The sequence below is a fragment of the Streptococcus cuniculipharyngis genome (genome assembly GCF_007859195.1).
In the GTDB taxonomy this organism is placed as follows: Bacteria; Bacillota; Bacilli; order Lactobacillales; family Streptococcaceae; genus Streptococcus; species Streptococcus cuniculipharyngis.
In genome coordinates, this window is record NZ_VOHL01000004.1 from 71,585 (window position 1) to 92,486 (window position 20,902).

Annotated in this window: 17 protein-coding genes; 3 read left to right on the plus strand and 14 right to left on the minus strand. The window is 44.1% G+C overall.

Going from position 1 to position 20,902, the window contains the following annotated elements; genetic code table 11:
- Positions 1-67 precede the first annotated feature (67 nt).
- Together FRX57_RS05745 and FRX57_RS05750 are read left to right on the plus strand one after the other, a co-directional pair.
- Positions 68-2,638, plus strand: coding sequence for a bifunctional 2',3'-cyclic-nucleotide 2'-phosphodiesterase/3'-nucleotidase (locus FRX57_RS05745; RefSeq protein WP_146567588.1), 2,571 nt, complete (start codon positions 68-70; stop codon positions 2,636-2,638).
- Positions 2,635-3,669 carry a M42 family metallopeptidase gene (locus tag FRX57_RS05750; RefSeq protein ID WP_146567589.1) on the plus strand — a complete coding sequence of 345 codons (1,035 nt, stop codon included), beginning with the start codon at positions 2,635-2,637 and terminating at the stop codon, positions 3,667-3,669. Before FRX57_RS05745 ends, FRX57_RS05750 begins: the two co-directional genes overlap by 4 nt.
- 88 nt (positions 3,670-3,757) lie before the next feature.
- Here the strand turns inward: FRX57_RS05750 and FRX57_RS05755 are convergent, their stop codons facing one another.
- The 5 genes from FRX57_RS05755 to FRX57_RS05775 all read right to left on the minus strand — a co-directional run bounded on the left by FRX57_RS05755 (position 3,758) and on the right by FRX57_RS05775 (position 10,209).
- Positions 3,758-4,681 carry an ATP-binding cassette domain-containing protein gene (locus FRX57_RS05755; protein WP_146567591.1) on the minus strand — a complete coding sequence of 308 codons (924 nt, stop codon included), beginning with the start codon at positions 4,679-4,681 and terminating at the stop codon, positions 3,758-3,760.
- The gene (locus FRX57_RS05760; RefSeq protein WP_146567593.1) at positions 4,678-5,739 is read right to left on the minus strand and encodes an ABC transporter ATP-binding protein; all 1,062 of its coding nucleotides are present in this window, start codon (positions 5,737-5,739) and stop codon (positions 4,678-4,680) included. Before FRX57_RS05760 ends, FRX57_RS05755 begins: the two co-directional genes overlap by 4 nt.
- A gap of 9 nt (positions 5,740-5,748) precedes the next feature.
- The gene (oppC, locus tag FRX57_RS05765; protein ID WP_146567595.1) at positions 5,749-6,675 is read right to left on the minus strand and encodes an oligopeptide ABC transporter permease OppC; all 927 of its coding nucleotides are present in this window, start codon (positions 6,673-6,675) and stop codon (positions 5,749-5,751) included.
- Positions 6,675-8,174 (minus strand): ABC transporter permease, encoded by a 1,500-nt coding sequence (locus FRX57_RS05770; protein ID WP_146567596.1) that lies wholly within the window; start codon positions 8,172-8,174, stop codon positions 6,675-6,677. Before FRX57_RS05770 ends, oppC begins: the two co-directional genes overlap by 1 nt.
- 61 nt (positions 8,175-8,235) lie before the next feature.
- On the minus strand, positions 8,236-10,209 hold the full coding sequence (locus tag FRX57_RS05775; protein WP_146567598.1) for a peptide ABC transporter substrate-binding protein: 1,974 nt from the start codon (positions 10,207-10,209) through the stop codon (positions 8,236-8,238).
- Between the two features lie 196 nt (positions 10,210-10,405).
- Here FRX57_RS05775 and pbp3 point away from each other — a divergent pair, with 196 nt between their 5' ends.
- Positions 10,406-11,641 (plus strand): D-alanyl-D-alanine carboxypeptidase PBP3, encoded by a 1,236-nt coding sequence (pbp3, locus tag FRX57_RS05780; RefSeq protein WP_146567600.1) that lies wholly within the window; start codon positions 10,406-10,408, stop codon positions 11,639-11,641.
- Positions 11,642-11,779: 138 nt separating this feature from the next.
- Here pbp3 and FRX57_RS05785 read toward each other — a convergent pair whose 3' ends face one another.
- From FRX57_RS05785 to FRX57_RS05825, 9 genes are all read right to left on the minus strand, one after another.
- Positions 11,780-12,076, minus strand: coding sequence for a hypothetical protein (locus tag FRX57_RS05785; RefSeq protein WP_146567602.1), 297 nt, complete (start codon positions 12,074-12,076; stop codon positions 11,780-11,782).
- A gap of 660 nt (positions 12,077-12,736) precedes the next feature.
- Positions 12,737-14,155, minus strand: a complete 1,419-nt coding sequence (gene sufB / locus FRX57_RS05790; RefSeq protein ID WP_146567604.1) for a Fe-S cluster assembly protein SufB — start codon at positions 14,153-14,155, stop codon at positions 12,737-12,739.
- Positions 14,148-14,594, minus strand: coding sequence for a Fe-S cluster assembly sulfur transfer protein SufU (sufU, locus tag FRX57_RS05795; RefSeq protein ID WP_146567606.1), 447 nt, complete (start codon positions 14,592-14,594; stop codon positions 14,148-14,150). Before sufU ends, sufB begins: the two co-directional genes overlap by 8 nt.
- Entirely contained in the window at positions 14,581-15,798 is a 1,218-nt protein-coding gene (locus FRX57_RS05800) for an aminotransferase class V-fold PLP-dependent enzyme (RefSeq protein ID WP_146567608.1), read from the minus strand. The genes sufU and FRX57_RS05800 overlap by 14 nt, the downstream gene beginning before the upstream one ends.
- Positions 15,798-17,060: a Fe-S cluster assembly protein SufD gene (gene sufD / locus FRX57_RS05805; protein ID WP_146567610.1), complete on the minus strand. Its 1,263-nt coding sequence runs from the start codon at positions 17,058-17,060 to the stop codon at positions 15,798-15,800. Before sufD ends, FRX57_RS05800 begins: the two co-directional genes overlap by 1 nt.
- Positions 17,061-17,088: 28 nt before the next feature.
- A complete protein-coding gene (sufC, locus tag FRX57_RS05810) occupies positions 17,089-17,859 on the minus strand; it encodes a Fe-S cluster assembly ATPase SufC (protein WP_146567612.1) in 771 nt (256 codons plus the stop codon).
- A gap of 73 nt (positions 17,860-17,932) precedes the next feature.
- A complete protein-coding gene (locus FRX57_RS05815; protein ID WP_146567615.1) occupies positions 17,933-19,090 on the minus strand; it encodes a glycosyltransferase family 4 protein in 1,158 nt (385 codons plus the stop codon).
- Positions 19,091-19,852 carry an adaptor protein MecA gene (mecA, locus tag FRX57_RS05820; RefSeq protein WP_146567617.1) on the minus strand — a complete coding sequence of 254 codons (762 nt, stop codon included), beginning with the start codon at positions 19,850-19,852 and terminating at the stop codon, positions 19,091-19,093.
- A 126-nt stretch (positions 19,853-19,978) separates the two neighbouring features.
- Positions 19,979-20,818: an undecaprenyl-diphosphate phosphatase gene (locus tag FRX57_RS05825; protein ID WP_146567619.1), complete on the minus strand. Its 840-nt coding sequence runs from the start codon at positions 20,816-20,818 to the stop codon at positions 19,979-19,981.
- Positions 20,819-20,902: the final 84 nt, after the last annotated feature.

Sequence of the window (20,902 nt, forward strand, 5' to 3'; positions counted from 1 at the left end):
ATCGTTGAAAAAATTTCAATTTAAGATTACAATAAAGGTGTTAAGAATTTTTTAAGGAGGACTTTATATGTCGAAACACTACCTTTCTAAGAGTGCTCTCTTACTCTCTCTTGTCGCCGCAGCTGTGGGCACGACCCAGCTCGTACAAGCCGAAGAAGCCAACCTAGAAACCAGTCCGCAAACCACTGCCCTAGACACGTCTACCCAAGTACAAGCTTCTAACCCTAGTGTCACAGAGCAAGTCCTACCAACAAGCCAAACTGATAACCAAGAAGCCACTCAAACCCCAACACCAGCTGAGACTTCAGAGCCTGAAGCAGTTCCTGTTGCCCTCAATACAGACCAAGCAACAGAGGATCTAACCCCAGTTGAGGGGCAAAATGTCAATGTTCGAATTCTCTCGACAACTGACCTCCACACCAACCTCGTCAACTATGACTACTATCAAGATAAGCCATCCCAAAATATTGGCTTGGCTAAAACGGCCGTCCTTATTGACCAAGCCCGACAAGAAAACAGTAATACCGTCCTCGTTGACAGTGGTGACACCATCCAAGGAACACCACTAGGGACTTACAAGGCAACCGTCAATCCCGTTAAGGAAGGGGAAAACCACCCCATGTACGCTGCTATGGAAACCCTTAACTATGATGCTGCTAATATTGGTAACCATGAGTTCAACTACGGTCTTGACTTCCTGCAAACTGTTGTCAAAGGGTCTAATGTTCCCCTGCTCAATGCCAATGTCATTGATGCCAAGACCAATCAACCCCTTTTCAAGACCTATGACATTGTGACCAAGACCTTTACCGATGTTGACAATAACAAAGTCGCTCTCAAGGTCGGCATTACTGGTATCGTTCCACCACAAATCATGAACTGGGACAAGGCCAACCTTGAAGGCAAGGTTACTGTCCGTGATGCTGTCCAAGCTGTTAAAGAATTGATTCCAACCATACGAGCAGCTGGGGCTGACTTGGTACTTGTTGTTGCCCACTCTGGTATCGGCGATGAAACCTACACAGTTGGCGAAGAAAATGTCAGCTATCAATTAGCCAGCCTTGAAGGCGTTGATGCCCTTGTCACTGGCCACTCCCATGCTGAATTTCCATCTGCCTTCTATGAAAAATACGCCAATGTTGACGTCAACAAAGGAACCATCAACGGAACCCCTGTCGTCATGGCTGGTAAATATGGCGACCGTCTCGGGGTCATTGACCTTAACGTCACCTATACCGATGGCAAATGGCAGGTCAACAAGGATAAAAGTAGTGGTAGCCTGCGGAAAATTGACACCAAATCAGAAGCCGTTGACGAAAAAATCATTGAACTGGCCAAAACAACCCACGAACAAACCGTGGCCTATGTCCGCCAACAAGTCGGTACGACAACGGCACCAATTACCAGCTATTTCGCCCTCGTTAAAGATGACCCATCTGTCCAAATCGTTAACAATGCACAACTTTGGTATGTGAAAAATGAACTAGCTGGCACAGCTGAAGGACAACTACCTCTCCTCTCAGCAGCGGCACCATTTAAGGCTGGGGCTCGTAATGACCCAACTGCCTACACCGACATTCCAGCCGGTCCACTTGCCATTAAAAACGTAGCTGATCTCTACGTTTATGATAATGTCACTGCTATCCTCAAGGTAACAGGAGCTGATTTACGTGAATGGTTGGAAATGGCTGCTGGACAATTTAACCAAGTTGACCCAAGCAAGGCAGAGCCACAAGAATTGGTCAACACCACTTTCCGTACCTACAACTTTGATGTCATTGACGGAGTAACCTACGAATACGACATCACACAGCCAAATAAATACGATCACAATGGTAATCTCGTCAATGAAACAGCTAACCGAGTGAAAAATTTACGTTACCAAGGCCAGCTGATTGATGACAAGCAAGAATTTATCGTTGTTACCAACAACTACCGTGCTAATGGCACCTTCCCAGGCGTTAAAAATGCTAGCCTCAACCGCTTGCTCAACTTGGAAAATCGCCAAGCCATCATCAATTACATCATTTCAGAAAAGACCATCAACCCAACAGCAGACAACAACTGGCGTTTTGCCGATACCGTCAAGGGGCTTGATTTACGCTTTAGAACCGCTGATTATGCCAAATCATTGCTAGCCGATGGGCAAGACATCAGCTACCTTGAGCCAAATGCCCTTGAAGGCTTTGGAACCTTCCGCTTCAACTACCTTGAGCCACAGGTTGAAGAAGACAAGACAACAGAGCAAACACCAGAAGAGGACGTTGACCAAACTCCTAGCAAGGAAGGTCAAGAAACATCAAGCACTAATCAGACTGACAAGCAGCCAACAGAAAACCAAGCTAAAGCTGACGAGCAACCTCAGGAAGAGAATAAAGAACAGGCCCAAAACACTACTAAACCAGCAACTAACAAGGCCAACTCTCCAAAGCAGACTGCAACTGTTCAAGCCCTAAGCCTAAGCACAGCTGCTGCTAAATCAACAAAAGAAGCTGCCCCAAGTCGACTCTCTCGTGTTGAAAAACACGCCAGCCTACCAAACACAGGTTCTAGTGCTACCGCCTTCCTGAATATCATGGGCTTGGGCTTACTTGGACTAGCTGCTAAATTGGGCTACAAAAAGAAAGGAATCGAATGACAACACTTGATTATTTAACCACCTTAACCAATATTCCTTCTCCCACCGGCTACACTAAAGCTATCATGGATTATGTGGTTGGCGAATTGGAGAAACTCGGCTACCAACCACAACGAACACCCAAAGACGGTGTCTTGGTCACCATCAAGGGACAAAATGATCGCCAACATCGGCTCCTAACCGCTCATTTAGATACACTAGGTGCCATGGTTAGAGCCATCAACTCAGACGGTCGCCTCAAAATTGACCTCATTGGTGGCTTCAACTACAATGCCATTGAAGGGGAAAATTGTACCGTTCACCTAGCTAAAAATGGCAAACAAGTCACGGGCACTATCCTCCTCCATCAAACCAGTGTCCACGTCTATGCTGATTCTGGTAAATTGGAGCGTCAGCAGGACAATATGGAAGTCCGCCTGGACGAAAAAGTCCGTAATGCTGAGGAAACTCGAGCACTTGGGATCAATGTCGGTGATTTCATCTCCTTTGACCCTCGAACTCAAGTCACACCTAGTGGTTTTGTCAAATCTCGCCACTTGGATGACAAGGTGTCAGCGGCCATTCTCCTCAACCTACTTAAAACCTATCAGAAAGAGCAAACACCGCTACCCTATACCACCCATTTCTACTTTTCAAGTTTTGAAGAAGTTGGGCACGGTGCCAACTCTAGCCTACCGCCAGAAGTCATTGAATACTTGGCTGTAGATATGGGAGCCATCGGTGACGACCAGGCCACTGACGAATACACTGTTTCTATCTGTGTCAAGGACGCCACTGGTCCCTACCACTTTGGCTTCCGCCAACATTTGGTCCAACTGGCAGAAAGCCAGCAAATTCCCTACCAGTTAGACATTTACCCCCACTACGGGAGTGACGCGTCGGCTGCCATGGCTGCTGGGGCTGAAGTCAAGCATGCCCTGCTCGGAGCTGGCATTGAATCCAGCCATGCCTATGAGCGAACGCATCTGGACTCGATTGAGGCCACCGAAAAATTGATTAAGGCCTACCTTTATAGTCCACTAGTGCCCTAATCACCTTCAAAAAAGACCTTCCAGAAAAAATGGAAGGTCTTTATCTTTCTTAACAATAAAAGAAAAGGGCCCGAAGGCACTTTTCTATCTATAAATTCTCCCGATAAGCGGCCATTTCTTGTTTATTTCCCCAAACAAAATGCCCCGGTTTGATTTCAACCATTTCTGGCTTATCCGTCCTGTAATCATGTTGTTCTGGATCATAGACAATCAATTCCTTTTTCCGCTCCAAAATAGGATCTGGGATAGGAACCGCTGATAACAGAGATTTTGTATAAGGATGGATTGGATTTTGGAAAAGTTCCTCAGTCTCCGCCACCTCAACAATAACCCCCTTGTAAATCACAGCAATACGGTCAGAAACAAAGCGAACCACTGACAAATCATGGGCAATAAAGAGATAGGTCAATCCCTTTTCTTCTTGGAATTTTTTCAAGAGATTAAGCACCTGAGCCCGAACAGAGACATCAAGAGCTGAAATGGGTTCATCAGCAATGATGAATTCTGGTTCCATGACCAAGGCACGCGCAATCCCAATCCGTTGACGTTGTCCACCAGAAAACTCATGCGGGTAACGACTCAAATGCTCTTTCAAAAGACCAACCTGAGTCATCATCTCACTAACCTTTTCTTGGCGTTCAGCATCATTCTTGAACAGATTGAAATTGTAGAGTCCTTCTGAGATGATATAGTCAACTGTCGCCCGCTCATTCAAACTAGCCGCAGGGTCTTGGAAAATCATTTGAATCTTACGAATCAAGTCTTGTTGCTCAGCTGAGGTTTTCTTACCATTGATGACCTTGCCGTCATAAACGATTTGACCTGAACTCGTGTCATTCAAACCAATAATAGCCCGACCAATCGTTGTCTTTCCTGAACCTGACTCACCAACTAGTGAAAAGGTCTCTCCCTTATTGATGAAGAAATTAGCATTCTTAACGGCAACAAACTTCTTTTTTCCTTCGCCGAAGGAAATCTCTAAGTCTTTAATCTCAACTAATTTTTCAGTCATTTCCTTAGGCCTCCTTGATGTTTTTGTGAAATCTTCTCATGTAGATTTTGTATCACCGCAGGCTTATCAACCTTAGGAGCATCAGGATGCAAGAGCCAGGTCTTAGCCCAATGAGTCTCACTGATGTCAAAGCGTGGAACTGCTTCTTCAAAGTCAATGGCCATGGCATATTGAGAACGTGGAGCAAAGGCATCTCCCTTAATCTCCTTATACAGTGACGGTGGCGTTCCTGGAATAGAGAAGAGAACCCCTTTATCATCTGCTAATTGAGGCAAACTAGACAACAAGCTCCAGGTATAAGGGTGACGTGGGTCATAAAACAGTTCCTCAACTGTACCATATTCCACAATATCTCCCGCATACATGACAGCTACCTTATCCGCAATACTTGCCACTACCCCCAAGTCATGGGTAATAAAGATAGTTGTAAATCGGTATTCTTCCTGAATCGATTTGAGTAGGGCAATAATTTGCGCCTGAATCGTCACGTCAAGGGCAGTGGTCGGCTCGTCACAGACCAAGATGTCTGGCTTACATGCCAGAGCAATGGCAATAACAATCCGTTGGCGCATCCCCCCTGAGTATTGGAATGGATAGTCATCAAAACGCTTATCCGCTTCAGGAATACCGACTTTCTTCATGTAGTCAATCGCCATCTGTTTAGCTTCTTCTTTGCTCTTGCCTTGATGTTTGGTGATAACTTCTGTGATTTGACTACCGATACTCTTAATCGGATCCAAACTGGTCATCGGGTCTTGGAAGATGGTTGCAATCTTTTTCCCACGAATGCTTTCCCATTCCTTATGGGTCTTCAGTTGCGTTAACTCCTGACCTCGATAGAGCACACTTCCCTGAGCCACACGGCCATTACTTTCCAACATTCCCGTAAAGACCTTGGTTAAAACTGATTTCCCTGAGCCTGACTCACCAACTAAGGCCAACACTTCACCCTCATAGAGATCCAGTGAAATCCCACGAATGGCTGTTAGGATACGGTCACGCACTGCAAATTCCACCACCACATCTTTGGCACTTAATATTACACTTTTGTCTGTCATACTAATCTCCTATCTATGTGAACGTGGATCGCTGGCGTCCGCCAAGTTTTGACCAACGATATAAAGTGGCAAGGATACCAAAATCAAAACGGTCAATGGAATCCAGAACAAATAACCATTACTCAACAAGTCTGTTGAATAATTTGAAATCAAGCGGCCCAAGCTCGGCTCAGTAACTGGTAGCCCCAAACCAAAGAAGGACAAGAAAGCTTCATAAGAGATGTAACTTGGCAACATGGCTGACACCATGGTCACAATCACTGACACCAATTGAGGAAGCAAATTCTTGGTCACAATTTTCCAAACTGGGGTTCCTAGGGTTTGACTGGCCAAGTTATACTCCAAATCCCGATACCGCAAGACCTGAACACGAATCGCATAAGCAATTCCCAACCAGCCGGTCAAGCAGAAGGCTAGAATCAAGTTCCAGAAACCAGCCCCCAAAGAGTAAGTCATAACAATGATGATTAACATTTCAGGAATGTTTGACACAACATTATAAACCTCAATCAGGATTTTATCCAAACGTTTTGACACACCCCAAATACCACCCAAGGCAACACCAATAACAGTGTTAATCACTGTGGCAATCACCGAGATAACAATAGAGTTGCGAGCACCGTACCAGACACCGTCAAAGAGAGATTGGCCTTTTTCATCTGTACCAAACCAGTACTGACCATTTGGCCAAATATAACGCTTTGAAAAGTCATTGATATTGCTGACATCTTCAAAATCGTAATTGGCAAAAAGAGGATAGATGAAACTCATCAGTAAGATTCCCACCAATAAAGACAACATCACCAAGGTTGACTTTTTAGAAAAGAATTGGCGGAAAACAGACCTCCAGTAAGAATAGGCTGGCGCGTCAATGGCTTCTGAGGCATAGCTATCTAAGGCAACAAATTCAAATTTACGTTTATCAATAGTAGCCATTATTTTCCTCCTTTACTGCTTAGTTTAATCCGTGGGTCAATAATGGTCATCAAGATATCTCCTAAAAGCAGAGAGATGATTGACAAGGTGGTAAAGATGAAGACCAGACCGATAATCATTGAGTTGTTGGCCGAGCGAACTGCGTCAATCAACATTTTACCCATTCCTGGGAAAGCAAACACTGTTTCAGTCAAGGTCGCCCCACCAATGGCCAAAATAATTGAGCCTGGGATACCCGATACCACGGGTACCATGGCATTTTTAAACAAGTGTTTCTTGGCAATTTCTGACTCAGACAAGCCCTTAGCCCGAGCAAAACGAACATAGTCGCTGCCTTGTTGGTCAACCAAATAACGTCTAAACCACAAAGCGGTACCTGGCACCCCTAGAATCCCCAAAATAAAGGCTGGTAGGACATAAGAGCGAACATCTGACGCCCCTAGAATAGGGAAAGAGTTTGGCAGGTCAAAGAGATTAGCCCCCGCATGACGAACAATATAAATCACTGCCACACTTGGAAGAGCCATCATAAAGGTCATCGCCCCTGTTGAGAGGGAATCAAACCAAGTTCCCTTGAAACGAGACATGAACATTCCTAGCGGCAAGCCTAGCAAGTAAGCAATGACCACACCAGCCAAACCAATCTTAAAGGAATTGGCAATCATTGATGGATCAGAATAATTGCTTTGCGTATTGGTATAAGGATCATCCCCGTAATTGGCCTTGTCACGACTGTCTGACTGACTTGGTGACTTATAGGTTCTCGTATAAATATTAGCGGATGATGTCTTGGTTACCCCTGTTGGGAAGGTAATCTGCTCTGATTGCGAACGACCTTGTCCCTGAGTAATAACCTGTAAAACAGGGATATTAGCAAAAGTAGGGTAAGAAGTTCCCAGATTTAGGGTCACAAAGTTCTGATGAAGGTAAGGGAATTGCCCATTAACATACATGAGGTACTTGTGCTTGGTTCCTGAACCAACCAAGGCCCAACCAATAGACTTGTCTTTTTCTAGACGAATATAACGTGCCAAGTTGGGATTGGTCTTGTCCTGAATTCGCCATGGGTGATCGATTTCTACCAAATTTTTGTAAAAATTCCAAACCCGTTCATAGAGCGGAATCTCACGAGTGGCATAGAATTCCTTGCTTTCGCTGAACCGTTGCAACTTCCAACCACGGCCTAATGACTTGATGTAATCACTGTAGATTTTCTCATTTTTGGCATTAGCCTCGGTCGTTACGGACTGATCAAGGGTCGATGCCTTGCTTTGTAGTTCCTTGCTGGTGTAGTACTCCAAGTAACCCATCCGTTCAAACACCGTATTTTCATAATTCGTTTTCATATCAGGGGTCTTTGCCAACTTGTTATAGTTGGTATCCTGTTTGAAAATCAACTTTCGCGGAACTAAAGAAAAGACGATACCATACGTTAATGTGGTCACTAGGAAAATTGATATCAGTGAGCGTAATAATCTTTCAATAATATATTTTTTCATAGCTGTCCTCAATATTTAAAAGAGAGTGGGATTTTACTCTTTCCACTCCCTTTTAAATTTTTTATTTTTCAACGTGGCTAGCTAGACTAGCTTCATATTCTGCGTTAGATTTAGCTTTCTCTGCCTTCCACGCTTCAATTGCTTTATCACGGTCAGCTGTTTTAACTGGCTCGTCTTGTAGCTCTAGGTATTTGTAGTAGCTATCTCCTTTGACACCAACCGCACCATAAGAGTTTGTGTTTGGCACAAGTTTAGTTAGAGATGCTAGACCTCCACGAGATACCAACGGAATAGTCAAACCACTGTCTGTCAACCAAGCCTGTACTTTAGCATAAGCCGCATAGCGTGCAGCTAAGTCTGTCTTGTTAGCATTCGCTTCGTTCAAGAGTTTAGTGTACTCATCCAAGCCTGCCGCTGCAACAGCTGGTGAAGTTGATTTTGGATCAAGACCAATTGTTTGCAACAAACCACCTTGCTCAAGATCAAAGACCTCTAGGTAAGTTGATGGGTCTTGGTAGTCTGGTCCCCATCCACCTGTCAAGTATAGGTCATAATCATGTTGAGCTGCTGATTCAGCAAAGTAAGTCGTGTTGTCATAATCATCTGTTGATTCCTTGATGACATCAACAACAACGTTTTCTGAACCAAGAGCCGCTTCAATTGACTGTTTGATTGAGCTAGCTTGTTGAACAGCCACTTCACTTGATTGGTCAACTGGTGCATCCAAACGGATTGGGAATTCTACACCTTGAGCTTGAAGTGCTTCTTTAGCTTTGGCAAATTCTGCCTTAGCTTTTTCGACATTGTACATACCATCTTGTGCGTCTTCTAGGTTAACATCTGACCACTCTTCACCAAAGCTTGCCAATTGTTCCTTAACCAAGTCACCAAAAGTCTTTTCACCACTTGTAACAAAGGTTGGTGGCACTAACATGTTACGAAGTGATTTAGTTGCCGCATCTTCACCAGCTAACTGAGAGCTATAGGCTGTACGATCTAGGGCAAAGTTGATGGCTTGACGGAAATCTTTGTTCAAGATTGCAGCCTTAGTATCTTCTTTTTGCTTATCACTTGTCTTAGCAGTGAACTTGTAAGCTGAACGATCTAGGTTAAAGCGTCCAAAATAAGTCGTTGCATCTTGCAAGCCATAAACAATGTTATCACCATAGTTTTTAAGGGCTTCCTTATAACTTGGTTTATTAGGGAAGAGACGTGCAAAGCTATAAACACCGTCAGCAAAGTTTTTATAAAGGCTATCTGAGTCAGAACCATCATAATAAGTCAACTTGATGCCATCCAATTTAACCTTGTCTGCGTCAAAGTAGTTTGGATTTTTTTCAAAGACAACAGATGATTTAGCTGTCAATGATTTCAAGATAAATGGACCATTGTAAAGGATACTTGATGGGTCAACCTTACCAAAATCTTTACCTTGAGATTTCAAGAATTCTTCATTAACTGGGAACAAGACACTGTAGGTCAACTTAGAATTCCAGTAAGATTCCGGTTGATTCAAGGTGTATTGGACAGTCTTGTCATCCAAGGCCTTAACGCCAACTGTTGAGAAGTCTTTAGTCTTACCATCAACATAGTCTTGCAAGCCCTTAATAGAGTTTTGAACAACATAAAGGGCGTCTGATTGTGAGTCTGCCGCATGTTTCAAACCAGTTACAAAGTCTTGTGCAGTCACATCTGCATACTCTTCACCTTCAGATGTATACCATTTAGCATCATCACGAAGGGTATAAGTATAAGTCAAGCCATCAGCTGAGACCTTCCAATCCTTGGCAAGGGAGCCGACAACGTTTCCATACTTATCGTTCTCAAACAAGCCATCAACACCTTGAGTGATGATGTCCCCAGTTGAAGCACGCTGAGTATTGATGTAATCCAACGAATCCGGATCTGCAGCATAGATATAGCTATAGACTGACTGGTTTGACGCAGATTTCTCACTCTTACCACACGCTACTAAAACAGACGTGGACAAGAGAGCGACACCTGCCGTAAGGAATAATTTTTTCTTATTCACCATAAGCGACACCTCGTATTTCTAATTATTTTGTTTTATATTATACCATAAAGTTTTCTTAAATGGGGAGTTTTCTCAATAATTTTTAGAAAATTATATTTTTAACAAGCTTTCAGCAGTCATCAAATCAAGCCATAGTAGCCTTTTTATGATATAATTTTAAAATATGATACTGAGACTAATAAAGGAAAAGCTTGACATGAAAAAGATAATCAGTGTAGTCCTCCTTGTCCTTAGCCTACTATCAGGACAGGAAGTCGCGGCAAATGATTTTGATGTCCCTGCCAAATATGCCATCGCCGTTGAAGCTAGTACAGGCAAAATTCTCTATGAGAAAAATGCCGATAAGGTGGCAGGAATAGCCTCCATTACCAAAATCTTAACTGCTTATATGGTTTATAAGGAAGTCAATGCTGGTCGACTGAAATGGGACGACCCCGTGAACATCTCCGACTACCCCTACCAACTGACGGTAGAAAGCCTGGCCAGCAATGTCCCCCTTGAAAAGCGTCAATATACTGTTCGCCAACTTTTAGAAGCCAGTATGATTGCCAGTGCCAACAGTGCTGCCATCGCGCTAGCCGAGAAAATTGCCGGCAGTGAACCTCGCTTTGTTGACATGATGACCAAGCAACTAAAAGAGTGGGGCATCACTGATGCCAAACTGGTCAATGCGTCCGGTCTTAATAACAATCTACTGGGAAATAATATCTACCCTGACTCAGGTCGCAACGATGAAAATATGATGTCTGCCAAAGATGTCGCCATTATTGCCCGCCAGTTAATCCAAGACTACCCTGATGTGCTAACCATTACTAGCAAAACTGTCGCCGATTTTGACGGTACTCCCATGAATACCTACAATTATATGCTAGAAAATCAAACCTACTACCGCGAAGGAGTTGATGGGCTCAAGACGGGAACAACTGATTTTGCCGGAGCTTCTTTTGTCGGAACCTCTACCGAAAATGGGATGCGTATTATTTCGGTCATTTTAGACGCTGATAAGGCTGAAGACAATCCATTTGCCCGCTTTATTGCGACCACCAACCTACTCGATTATGTGCGTAATAATTACGAAATGACAACGGTCATTGAAGCAGGCCAACCCTTCCGAAAAAGTAGTGCACCCGTTCTTGATGGCAAACAAAAAACCGTTTCCGCTGTTGCCCAAAAGGATTTCAATGTTGTCCAGAAGAAATCTAACAAGATTAGCAATGACATCACCATTAAAACCAATGACCAGCTGACCGCTCCGGTCAAACAAGACGAGCTGGTCGGTACTGCTCAATTTAATGATAAGGATTTAGTTGGTTCAGGCTATCTAGGCGACCTCCCTCAGGTTGAACTCTTGGCTGGCACCCAAGTCAAACGTAGCTTCTTCCTCAAGGTCTGGTGGAACCACTTCGTTATCTATGTCAATGAAAACCTATAAAAAATAGGGCCAGTATCCACATCATGAAAACTCTTAAACATACGGTATCAGTATCTTTAAGAGTTTTTTCTTTATTATCTAAAAAAGATTGAAGAAAGTTATCCAAAAAGGAGCCTTCTTCAATCTTTTCATGTCACATTAAGGGGCATAAGGAGATTTTAGACCGATATTTCTAATTTCGGTTTTATACTGATAGGTCCTTCTCCCAGCTCTGTCAGTGAATGTTCTTCGATAATTAATATTTTGATACAGTTGAATTAAGGGTTTTGTGCCGTTATAAATGATTCGTCTTTGTTTAACACCACTAACTGATATCACAACCCAAGGGCTATAATAATTAGCATATACTTTTTGAGTATAGGCAGCTCCAATTGAACCAAGTACAGCAAGCAGGAACAATACTTTAGATAACGATTTTTTTAATACTTTTGCCATGTTAATCACACTTTCTTTATGGTACAGAAAAACAACTCATCAAGTAAAAAGCAATCAAAAATATCGTAGCCCATATGTAAATTATCGTATCCGTTTTTTTCCTTTCTATCACATAGTTGTACTACCTTTATTTTCAATTTTATTGTATCATTTTTTGAATATTAAATCAATTAAAAACATGTGTTTTTCTCTTTTATTTTATCGACAATAATACCTACGATGGTCAAGGTGCTGATATAGCATTCCTTAAAAATCAGCTACTACCTGATAGAATATCCCCATGTTTTGTCATAAACAAAAAGTAGTGAGTCGTCTCTCCCGTCGAAGATGTCCTCACTACTAATCTTGGTAGGTTTGATTCTTTAGCCTCATCACTTGCAAAGCTTGTATCTATTTAACTCAGTTGGAGATAAACTAGCACAGAACAAGCCTAGACTTGCTCTTTTGCAAACTTCCTAACCAACGTTGATACCCCTGCTATCGCAGAGCCTCCATTCATCTACTCGGTTGGAGATTTTTTGGTGATAGGAAAGCTATAACTTGCCTGATTGAGAATCTGACCAACTTTGTGACCTTTGCTACCGCAAAGGTTTTATTTATTCACTCAGTTGGAGAGAGATTAGCAACAAGCAAGCCTGTGCTTGCTTGTTTGCAGTCTCTCTAACCAACTGAGCCTTCCATTTCATAGCTGATAAGACGATTGAGTTCAACGGCATATTCCATCGGCAATTCTTTGGTAAAGGGTTCGACAAAGCCCATGACAATCATTTCGGTTGCTTCACTTTCTGACAAACCCCGGCTCATGAGGTAGTAAAGTTGCTCTTCCGAAATCTTAGACACCTTGGCTTCATGTTCCAAGGCCACTTGTGAATTATGGATTTCATTGAAAGGGATGGTGTCTGATTTGGACTGGTCATCCATGATGATGGTATCACACTCAATGTGGCTGACCGATTTTTTAGAATTTTTAGCAAAGGTGACCTGACCACGGTAGTTGACCTCACCACCGCCCTTGGCAATGGACTTGGACACAATAGACGAGCTGGTGTGCGGTGCATTATGGATCATCTTAGCACCCGTATCCTGCTTTTGACCTGTATTGGCAAAGGCAATGGATAACATGGTCCCCCTAGCTCCCTCACCATCCAGATAAACAGAAGGATACTTCATGGTTGTTTTTGCTCCCAAGTTGCCATCAATCCACTCAACAGTCGCATGTTTAGTCGCTCTAGCCCGCTTGGTGACCAAATTATACACATTATCCGACCAGTTTTGAATAGTAGTATAGCGAACATAGGCCCCATCAAGGGCGAAGATTTCCACAATGGCCGCGTGCAAGCTATTGGTTGAATAGGTCGGTGCCGTACAACCTTCGACATAATGAACACTGGCTCCCTCATCCACAATAATCAAGGTCCGCTCAAATTGACCCGTGTTTTGATTATTGATTCGGAAGTAGGTCTGCAAGGGCACATCTACTTTCACCCCTTTAGGGACATAAATGAAGGTACCACCTGACCAAACTGCTGAATTAAGGGCGGCCAACTTGTTGTCCGTTGGTGGCACTAACTTGGCAAAATATTGCTTGAACAAGTCAGGATACTCCCGCAAGGCGGTGTCAGTGTCCGTAAAGACAATACCCAATTTTTCAAATTCTTCTTTCATGTTGTGGTAAACCACTTCTGACTCATACTGGGCAGCAGCCCCCGCCAAATAGGCCCGCTCTGCTTCTGGGATACCAATCCGTTCAAACGTTTCCTTGATTTTTTCAGGCACATCATCCCAAGAACGGGCTGGCTTATCCGATGGTTTTTGATAATAGATAATATCATCAAAATCAATATCCGACAAGTCGGGACCCCAATCCTGCATGGGCATTTTCTCAAAAGCTGCCAGGGATTTCAAACGAAAATCCAACATCCAATCTGGCTCATTTTTCTCTGCCGACATTTGGCGGACAACTGCCTCATTCAAGCCCTTGCCAGTTGAGTAAATCGGCTCCACATCATCGTGAAAACCAAACTTGTACTCACCCAGATCAATGGGCTTTGGTTCTACTCTTTCATTTGTTTCAGACATTTTCTTCTCCTTTTTCATTCGCTAGGATTTGGCTCAAGGCCTGCCAGGCAAGGCTGGCACACTTGATTCGCTGTGGAAATTGGGCCACCCCTGCCAATATTTGGGCATCACCAAGGGCTTTTTGGCCCTCATGTGTTTGTCCTTGTAACAGTTGGGAAAAGGCGGCTGCTAATTCCTTGACCTCTCTAATCCTTTTTCCCACAACCACATCCGTCATCATGCTGGCTGACGCTGTGGAAATATTACACCCCTGTCCTTGAAAGGCAATCTCAGCCACGTGGTCATCAACCACTTTCACAAAGAGATGGATGACATCGCCACAGGTCGGATTATGGAGCGTTTTGGGAGTGAGCCCAGCCAACTCCCCATAATGATGAGGGGCCCTGGCATGATCCGTGATAACTTCCATATACAGTTGCCTTAATTTATCCCAAGCCATGGAAAAACTCCTTTGTTTCTTCTAAGGCCTTAATCAGGGCCTGACAATCTTCCTTGGTATTATAGAGGGCTAAACTAACCCGCAAAGCTGACCCTTGTCCCAGATAGGTCAAGAGGGGTTGGGCACAGTGATGCCCCGCCCGCACGGCAATGCCTTGGTAATCAAGGGCAGTCGCTACATCATGAGGGTGCAGGCCAGCTAAATTAAAACTAAAGACCCCCACGCGTTGCTGGAACTCAGTCGGACCGTAGAGGGTCAAGCCCTCAATCTGCTTCAAGGCAGCCAAGAGATATGCTCCCAACTCTCTTTCATGCGCTTCAACCCTAGCCATGTCCAGGTCTGCCAAATAATCAATGGCCGCCCCCAAACCAATAGCTTCAGCAATGGGGGGAGTGCCTGCTTCAAACTTATAAGGCAAATCAGCCCAGCTTGCTTCTTGTTCACTAACACTGGCAATCATCTCGCCACCAAAGACCAGAGGGGGAAACTTGGTTAAAATTTCCTTTTTCCCATAAAGGACGCCGACTCCTGTTGGCCCGTACATCTTGTGACCGGAAAAAACGAGAAAGTCACAATCAAGGCTGGCAACCTGCACCGGTAAATGCCCCACTGATTGGGCAGCATCTACAACCACATAAGCCCCTACTTGGTGAGCCCAGCTCGCTAGCTCCTCTACTGGATTGATACAACCCAGGACATTGGACACATGGGCCAGACTAACAAATTTGGTTCGAGAATTGAGTTTGGCCCGAAAATCAACCAAATCCAAACGACCATCCTTGAGATATGCATAAACCAACTTAGCACCTGTCTGGCGACAAACCTCTTGCCAGGGAATCAAATTAGCATGGTGTTCCATGACAGTAATCAAGACTTCATCCCCTGCCTGCAAGACCCTTCCTGCCCAGGCTGCAATGAGATTGAGCCCTTCCGTCGTGCCACGAGTAAAGATAACTTCCTCTCTTTGGGCACCAATAAACGCAGCCACCTTGTCCCGAGCCGCTTCATATTGACGGGTCGCTTGCTCAGCCAAGGTATGAACCCCTCGATGCACATTAGCATTGCGCCTTTGATAATAGTCGGTTATGGCTTGAATGACCCTTACAGGCTTCTGACTGGTTGCTGCATTATCCAGATAAATCAAGGGCTCTCCCTTAATCTGACTATCTAGGATGGGGAAATCTTGTCTAATCCTTGCTTCCATTAGCGCTTGTCCAATTTTTGATCAATAACAGTAATCATCTCTTCTCGAACTTCCTTGACAGGGATTTCTGTAATCACCGCTCCCAAGAAACCTCGAATAACCAGTTTTTCTGCTGTCGCCTGGTCAATCCCTCGACTCATCAGATAATACATGTCCTCTGGGTCAACCTGACCAATGGAGGCCGCATGCCCTGCTGTCACCTCATTTTCATCGATGAGCAAGATGGGGTTAGCATCCGAACGAGCCTGGTCAGATAGCATCAGCACCCGACTCTCCTGCTGGGCATCTGCCCCCTTAGCCCCCTTGATAATATGTCCAATACCATTAAAGGTAAGGGTTGCCCGCTCCAAAATCACTCCGTGTTGCAGGATATGACCAACCGAAGAACGGCCATAATTGGTCACCCGTGTGTCAATCCCTTGTACCTGACGACCACTGGAGGCAGCCACCACCTTGAGATTGGCATGGCTACCATGGCCAATCAAATCACTATCAAAATCAGCAACCACATTGCCTTCGTTCATCACACCCAGAGCCCAGTCAATACTAGCATCATCTGCATGACGACCACAACGGTTGATATAGGCCGTCACCCCTTGGCTCAAGCGATCAATGGCTGAGAATTTGAGCTGACTGCCTGCCCCAGCAATCACTTCCACGCAGATATTAGCGGTGGTTTCCTGACTATGGCCACCAATTGACTCGAATCGCTCCAAATAGTTGACTTTACTATTTTTCCCTAAAATCAAGAGAACATGCTTGTTAAACGGTAGGTCGCTATCGCTATCTTGCAGAAAAATCCCTTCAATGGCTTGCTCAATTTCAACATTGTCCGGCACATAAAGGACCGCTCCGCTATTGAAATAGGCCGTGTGATAGGCAGCTAGTTTGTGGGCATCATAGGCAACCGCTTGACCAAAGGCCTGCTCGATCACATCAGGAATTTGTTCCAAGGCAGTCGCAAAATCGGTAAACACCACACCTTGTTCCACTAGGTTTGCTGGTAGCTGCTCAAAAACTGTTTGAGTTCCTACCTGCACCAGTTTAGGATTGTCCCCCAAGGCGATAAAGTCAGGCACTGCCGCCGTCTGCTCACTCACTGCCAAACGACCATCACCTAGATTCCAACGGTGAAATTTAACCCGCTCAATGGTCGGCAAGTCTAGGTCAGCCATCTTGTCAAAGGCTGCCAGACGACGTTCCTGTAACCAGAGTGGCTCGGCCTGGCTCTGCGAAAAATTAAGAATGGTTTCCTTTGTCATGTCTTACTCCTTTTCTCGCTCTAGCCGACTAAACTTCCTCAGAATAGTCCAGCCCCAACTCCTCTGCAATCTTGGCATAGCCTTCATTTTCCAAACGTTTGGCCAAATCCGCATCCCCTGAAAGCACCACACGGCCATCCATCATGATATGGACCACATCAGGTGTGATGTAATTCAATAACCGTTGGTAGTGGGTGATAATCATGGCACCAAAGCCCTCACCTCGCATGGCATTGACCCCTTTAGAAACCACTTTAAGGGCATCAATATCCAAACCAGAGTCAATTTCATCTAGGAGGGCAAATTTAGGCTCTAACATGAGCAGTTGCAGAATCTCGTTACGCTTTTTCTCACCGCCTGAGAAGCCTTCATTGAGGTAACGCTCTGCCATTTCCTCCTTCATGCCCAAGAGCTCCATTTTCTCATCCAATTTAGTGATAAAATCACGAACGGAAATCTTGTCCTCATCTTCCTTGCCAGCATTCATGGCTGCTCGGATAAATTCGGCATTGGTAATCCCCGGAATTTCACTAGGGTACTGCATGGCCAAGAAAAGGCCCAAACGAGCACGCTCGTCCACTTCCAATTCCAGCACATCAACCCCATCAAAGAGGATTTGGCCCTGGGTCACTTCAAAGTTGGGATTGCCCATAATAGCTGCTGATAGGGTGGATTTCCCTGTTCCATTTGGTCCCATGATGGCCGCAATTTCACCCGTTTTCAAGGTTAGATTGACCCCACGCAAGATTTCCTTGTCTTCGATAGACACATGCAAGTTTTTAATTTCAAGTACAGACACGATAAACTCCTTCATTTCTTTTAGACTCATTATAACAAAAAAAGCCTTATAAGGCTTTGATAAAATCTCTGAATTATTTGCCTCTGCTCTGCCATTTGAGCAAGGCCGCCTGACGATAGTCACTATTTCCGATAAATTTCAAAAGATTGAACAATGGCGTTTTATTGACACCCCAAATTTCCAAACCTTCGATGAAGATTTCAAGGCCAAAGGCCAGACCAATCATCAGCAAGATACCACCTAGACGACTAGACACATTGAGCAAGAGCGAGGTCAGGGAAAATAAAATGGCAATGCCGTAAACGACAAAAACTGCTCCACGGTGGGTGAACCCCATACTCAGCAGCCGATGATGGAGATGGCGCTTGTCTGCTTGAGAAATTTTCTGACCCGACAACTTACGGCGAATAATGGCTACAATCGTATCCATGATAGGAACGCCCAAAATAATCACAGGGGTAACGACTGCCACCGCCGTGGCATTTTTCAACCCTTGGAGCGACAAGACACCAATCATAAACCCAATAAAGAGGGCCCCTGTATCCCCCAAATAGATAATGGCTGGATGATAATTATAAGGAAAGAAACCTGCAATGGCCGCCACCAGGACAAAAATAGTCATGGTCAAATAAAAGTCTGGTACCGGTAGGAAGAAATTGGAGACCAAGCCCATTGTTATCAGACTAATGATAGAAACCCCACTCACCAGACCATCTAGCCCATCAATGAGATTAATGGCATTTGTGACCGATACAATCCATAGAACTGTTAACAAGAAGGTCCAAAAGGTATCAAACAAAATCAAAGGGCCACCAAAGGGAATCTTAAAACTATCAAAATGGAAATCCGTGCAGTACCACACCAGGCTAGCCGCTAGAAAAATCCCCAACAGTTTAACCCTTGGGGTTAACTCATACATGTCATCAATCAAGCCAACTAGGCCCACAAAGAGCCCTGCCAACATGACAGGCAAAATGTAATCAAAATAAGATTGATCAAACAAACGATTTTTTAGCACCTGCGGCATCATAATCAAACTGGTTGCCATGAAAGCTAAAATAATGGCCAGACCACCCGCGCTGGGCATGGGAACCTTATTAATCCGTCGAGCATTGGGCTTGTCAACCGCCCCAACTCGAAAAGCAAAAAAACGGACCAAGGGGGTCAAGATCAAGGACAAGAGCAAGGTCCCGATCAGGATCAACACATACTCAATGGTAAAGGGTACCATCTAACGCCCTCCTATTTTTCGCAACTCCTCAACCGCCCCGTAAGTCAGTAGGGCCTTACCATGTTCTTGTAAATAGGCTCTAGTCTTTAAACTAGCTTGAGCATGCTCAAAGAGACGAGCATACATCAGGTTGGCATAATAGGCTGGCTTGTTTTCCAGCGCTAACAGAATGGTCATATAATATTCTTTGTCGTCTTTGTAGAGTTCCGACACCTCTACCTCAATCTCAAGGGCTTCAACAAACTCCATGACCTGATCAAAGTCGGGAAAACGAAAAACATAGTGAACATAGGCATCTTGTTCTTCCTCTTCCTCAAGTTCAGCCTGCTCAGCTGACGTCAACTGATCTTGCTCGCTTGTCATCACCCCATCAACCATCTCTTCCATCTCTTTAAGGAATTTATGGGCCTGCTTATCCCCTTTTTTCAACATACTATTTTCAATGGATTTGAAAAATTCATCTGGACTCATTTGTGACAGATCATTGAGGTCAGCCAAGTCTTCCAAATTCAAGTCTTCTTTCAATTCTGACTTGGTCACAAAAACATCAATACGGTCCTTACGAGGGGTTACCCGAAAACTCAACATGCCACTATGTTTAAAATTCTCTGGCAAATCCAACTCATCTAAAATCGTGTAGAAAAATTCCTCGGTCTTTTCTTGGGGAACCAGAAAGTCTTTTAACTCCATCCCATAAATTTCCAAATCTTCCATACTGACTGTAATTTTCAGCGTGGTTTCATTAATTTGTTTCATTTCCATATTATCTACCTCAATCCGAGCAATCGTTCCTTTCATTATACATGAAAACCAAGGAAAGTTCAATGTTTACCCTAAGTAAAAAACCAGGCCAAAGGCCCAGTTTCCACAACTAGCTAGCACCACAAGCTAGGCAAATAAGAATTTAATCACTGCATACATAATAAGAATAATCCCCAAAGCGATACGGTAGTAACCAAAGCCCTTGAAATCGTGTTTCTTGACAAAACCAGTCAATAGACGAATCACCACCATGCTGACCGCAAAGGCCGTCACCATACCAACCAAAATGAGGAGTAACTGATCCAAGGTCAGTCGGCTACCAGACAAGAAAAACTTGAGCAATTTCCAACCACTGGCCCCAAACATAATCGGAATTCCTAAAAAGAAAGTAAATTCTGTCACCACCGAACGACTGGTTCCCATCAACATCCCACCAATAATGGTTGAACCTGACCGACTAGTTCCTGGCATCAAGCTCAGAATCTGAAAAAGACCAATCTGGATAGCTGTTTTATAAGGCATTCGCGACAGGTCTGTAATGGTTGGCACACGATTAGCTTGTCGATTTTCAATCCAAATAAAGGCCACCCCGTAGATGATTAACATGAGCGCCACGCTAAAGAAATTATAGAATTTGGCCTCAAACCAATCATCTAAGAACAAGGCCATGACAATCACTGGCAAACAGGCCAAAAGGACCTTGAGCCATAGTTGCCAGGTCAACTGAACCTCACGCGCTGTCTTGCCCACCTTGAACGGATTGAGCTTGTCAAAATAAATGACAACCACTGCTAAAATAGCCCCTAGCTGAATCACAACATTAAATACATCGATAAAATCCTGACTCTGCCCCTTAAAATTGATAAATTCCTGAACCAAAATTAAATGGCCCGTACTCGAAATCGGCAACCATTCCGTAATCCCCTCGACCACACCGAAAAAGACGGCTTTCAGCAACTCTAACATGAGATATCCTTCTCTCCTTTGTAAACTATTTTCTCTCCTATTTTAGCATAAAATCGCCACTTTTTTGCATGTAAACATTTTCTT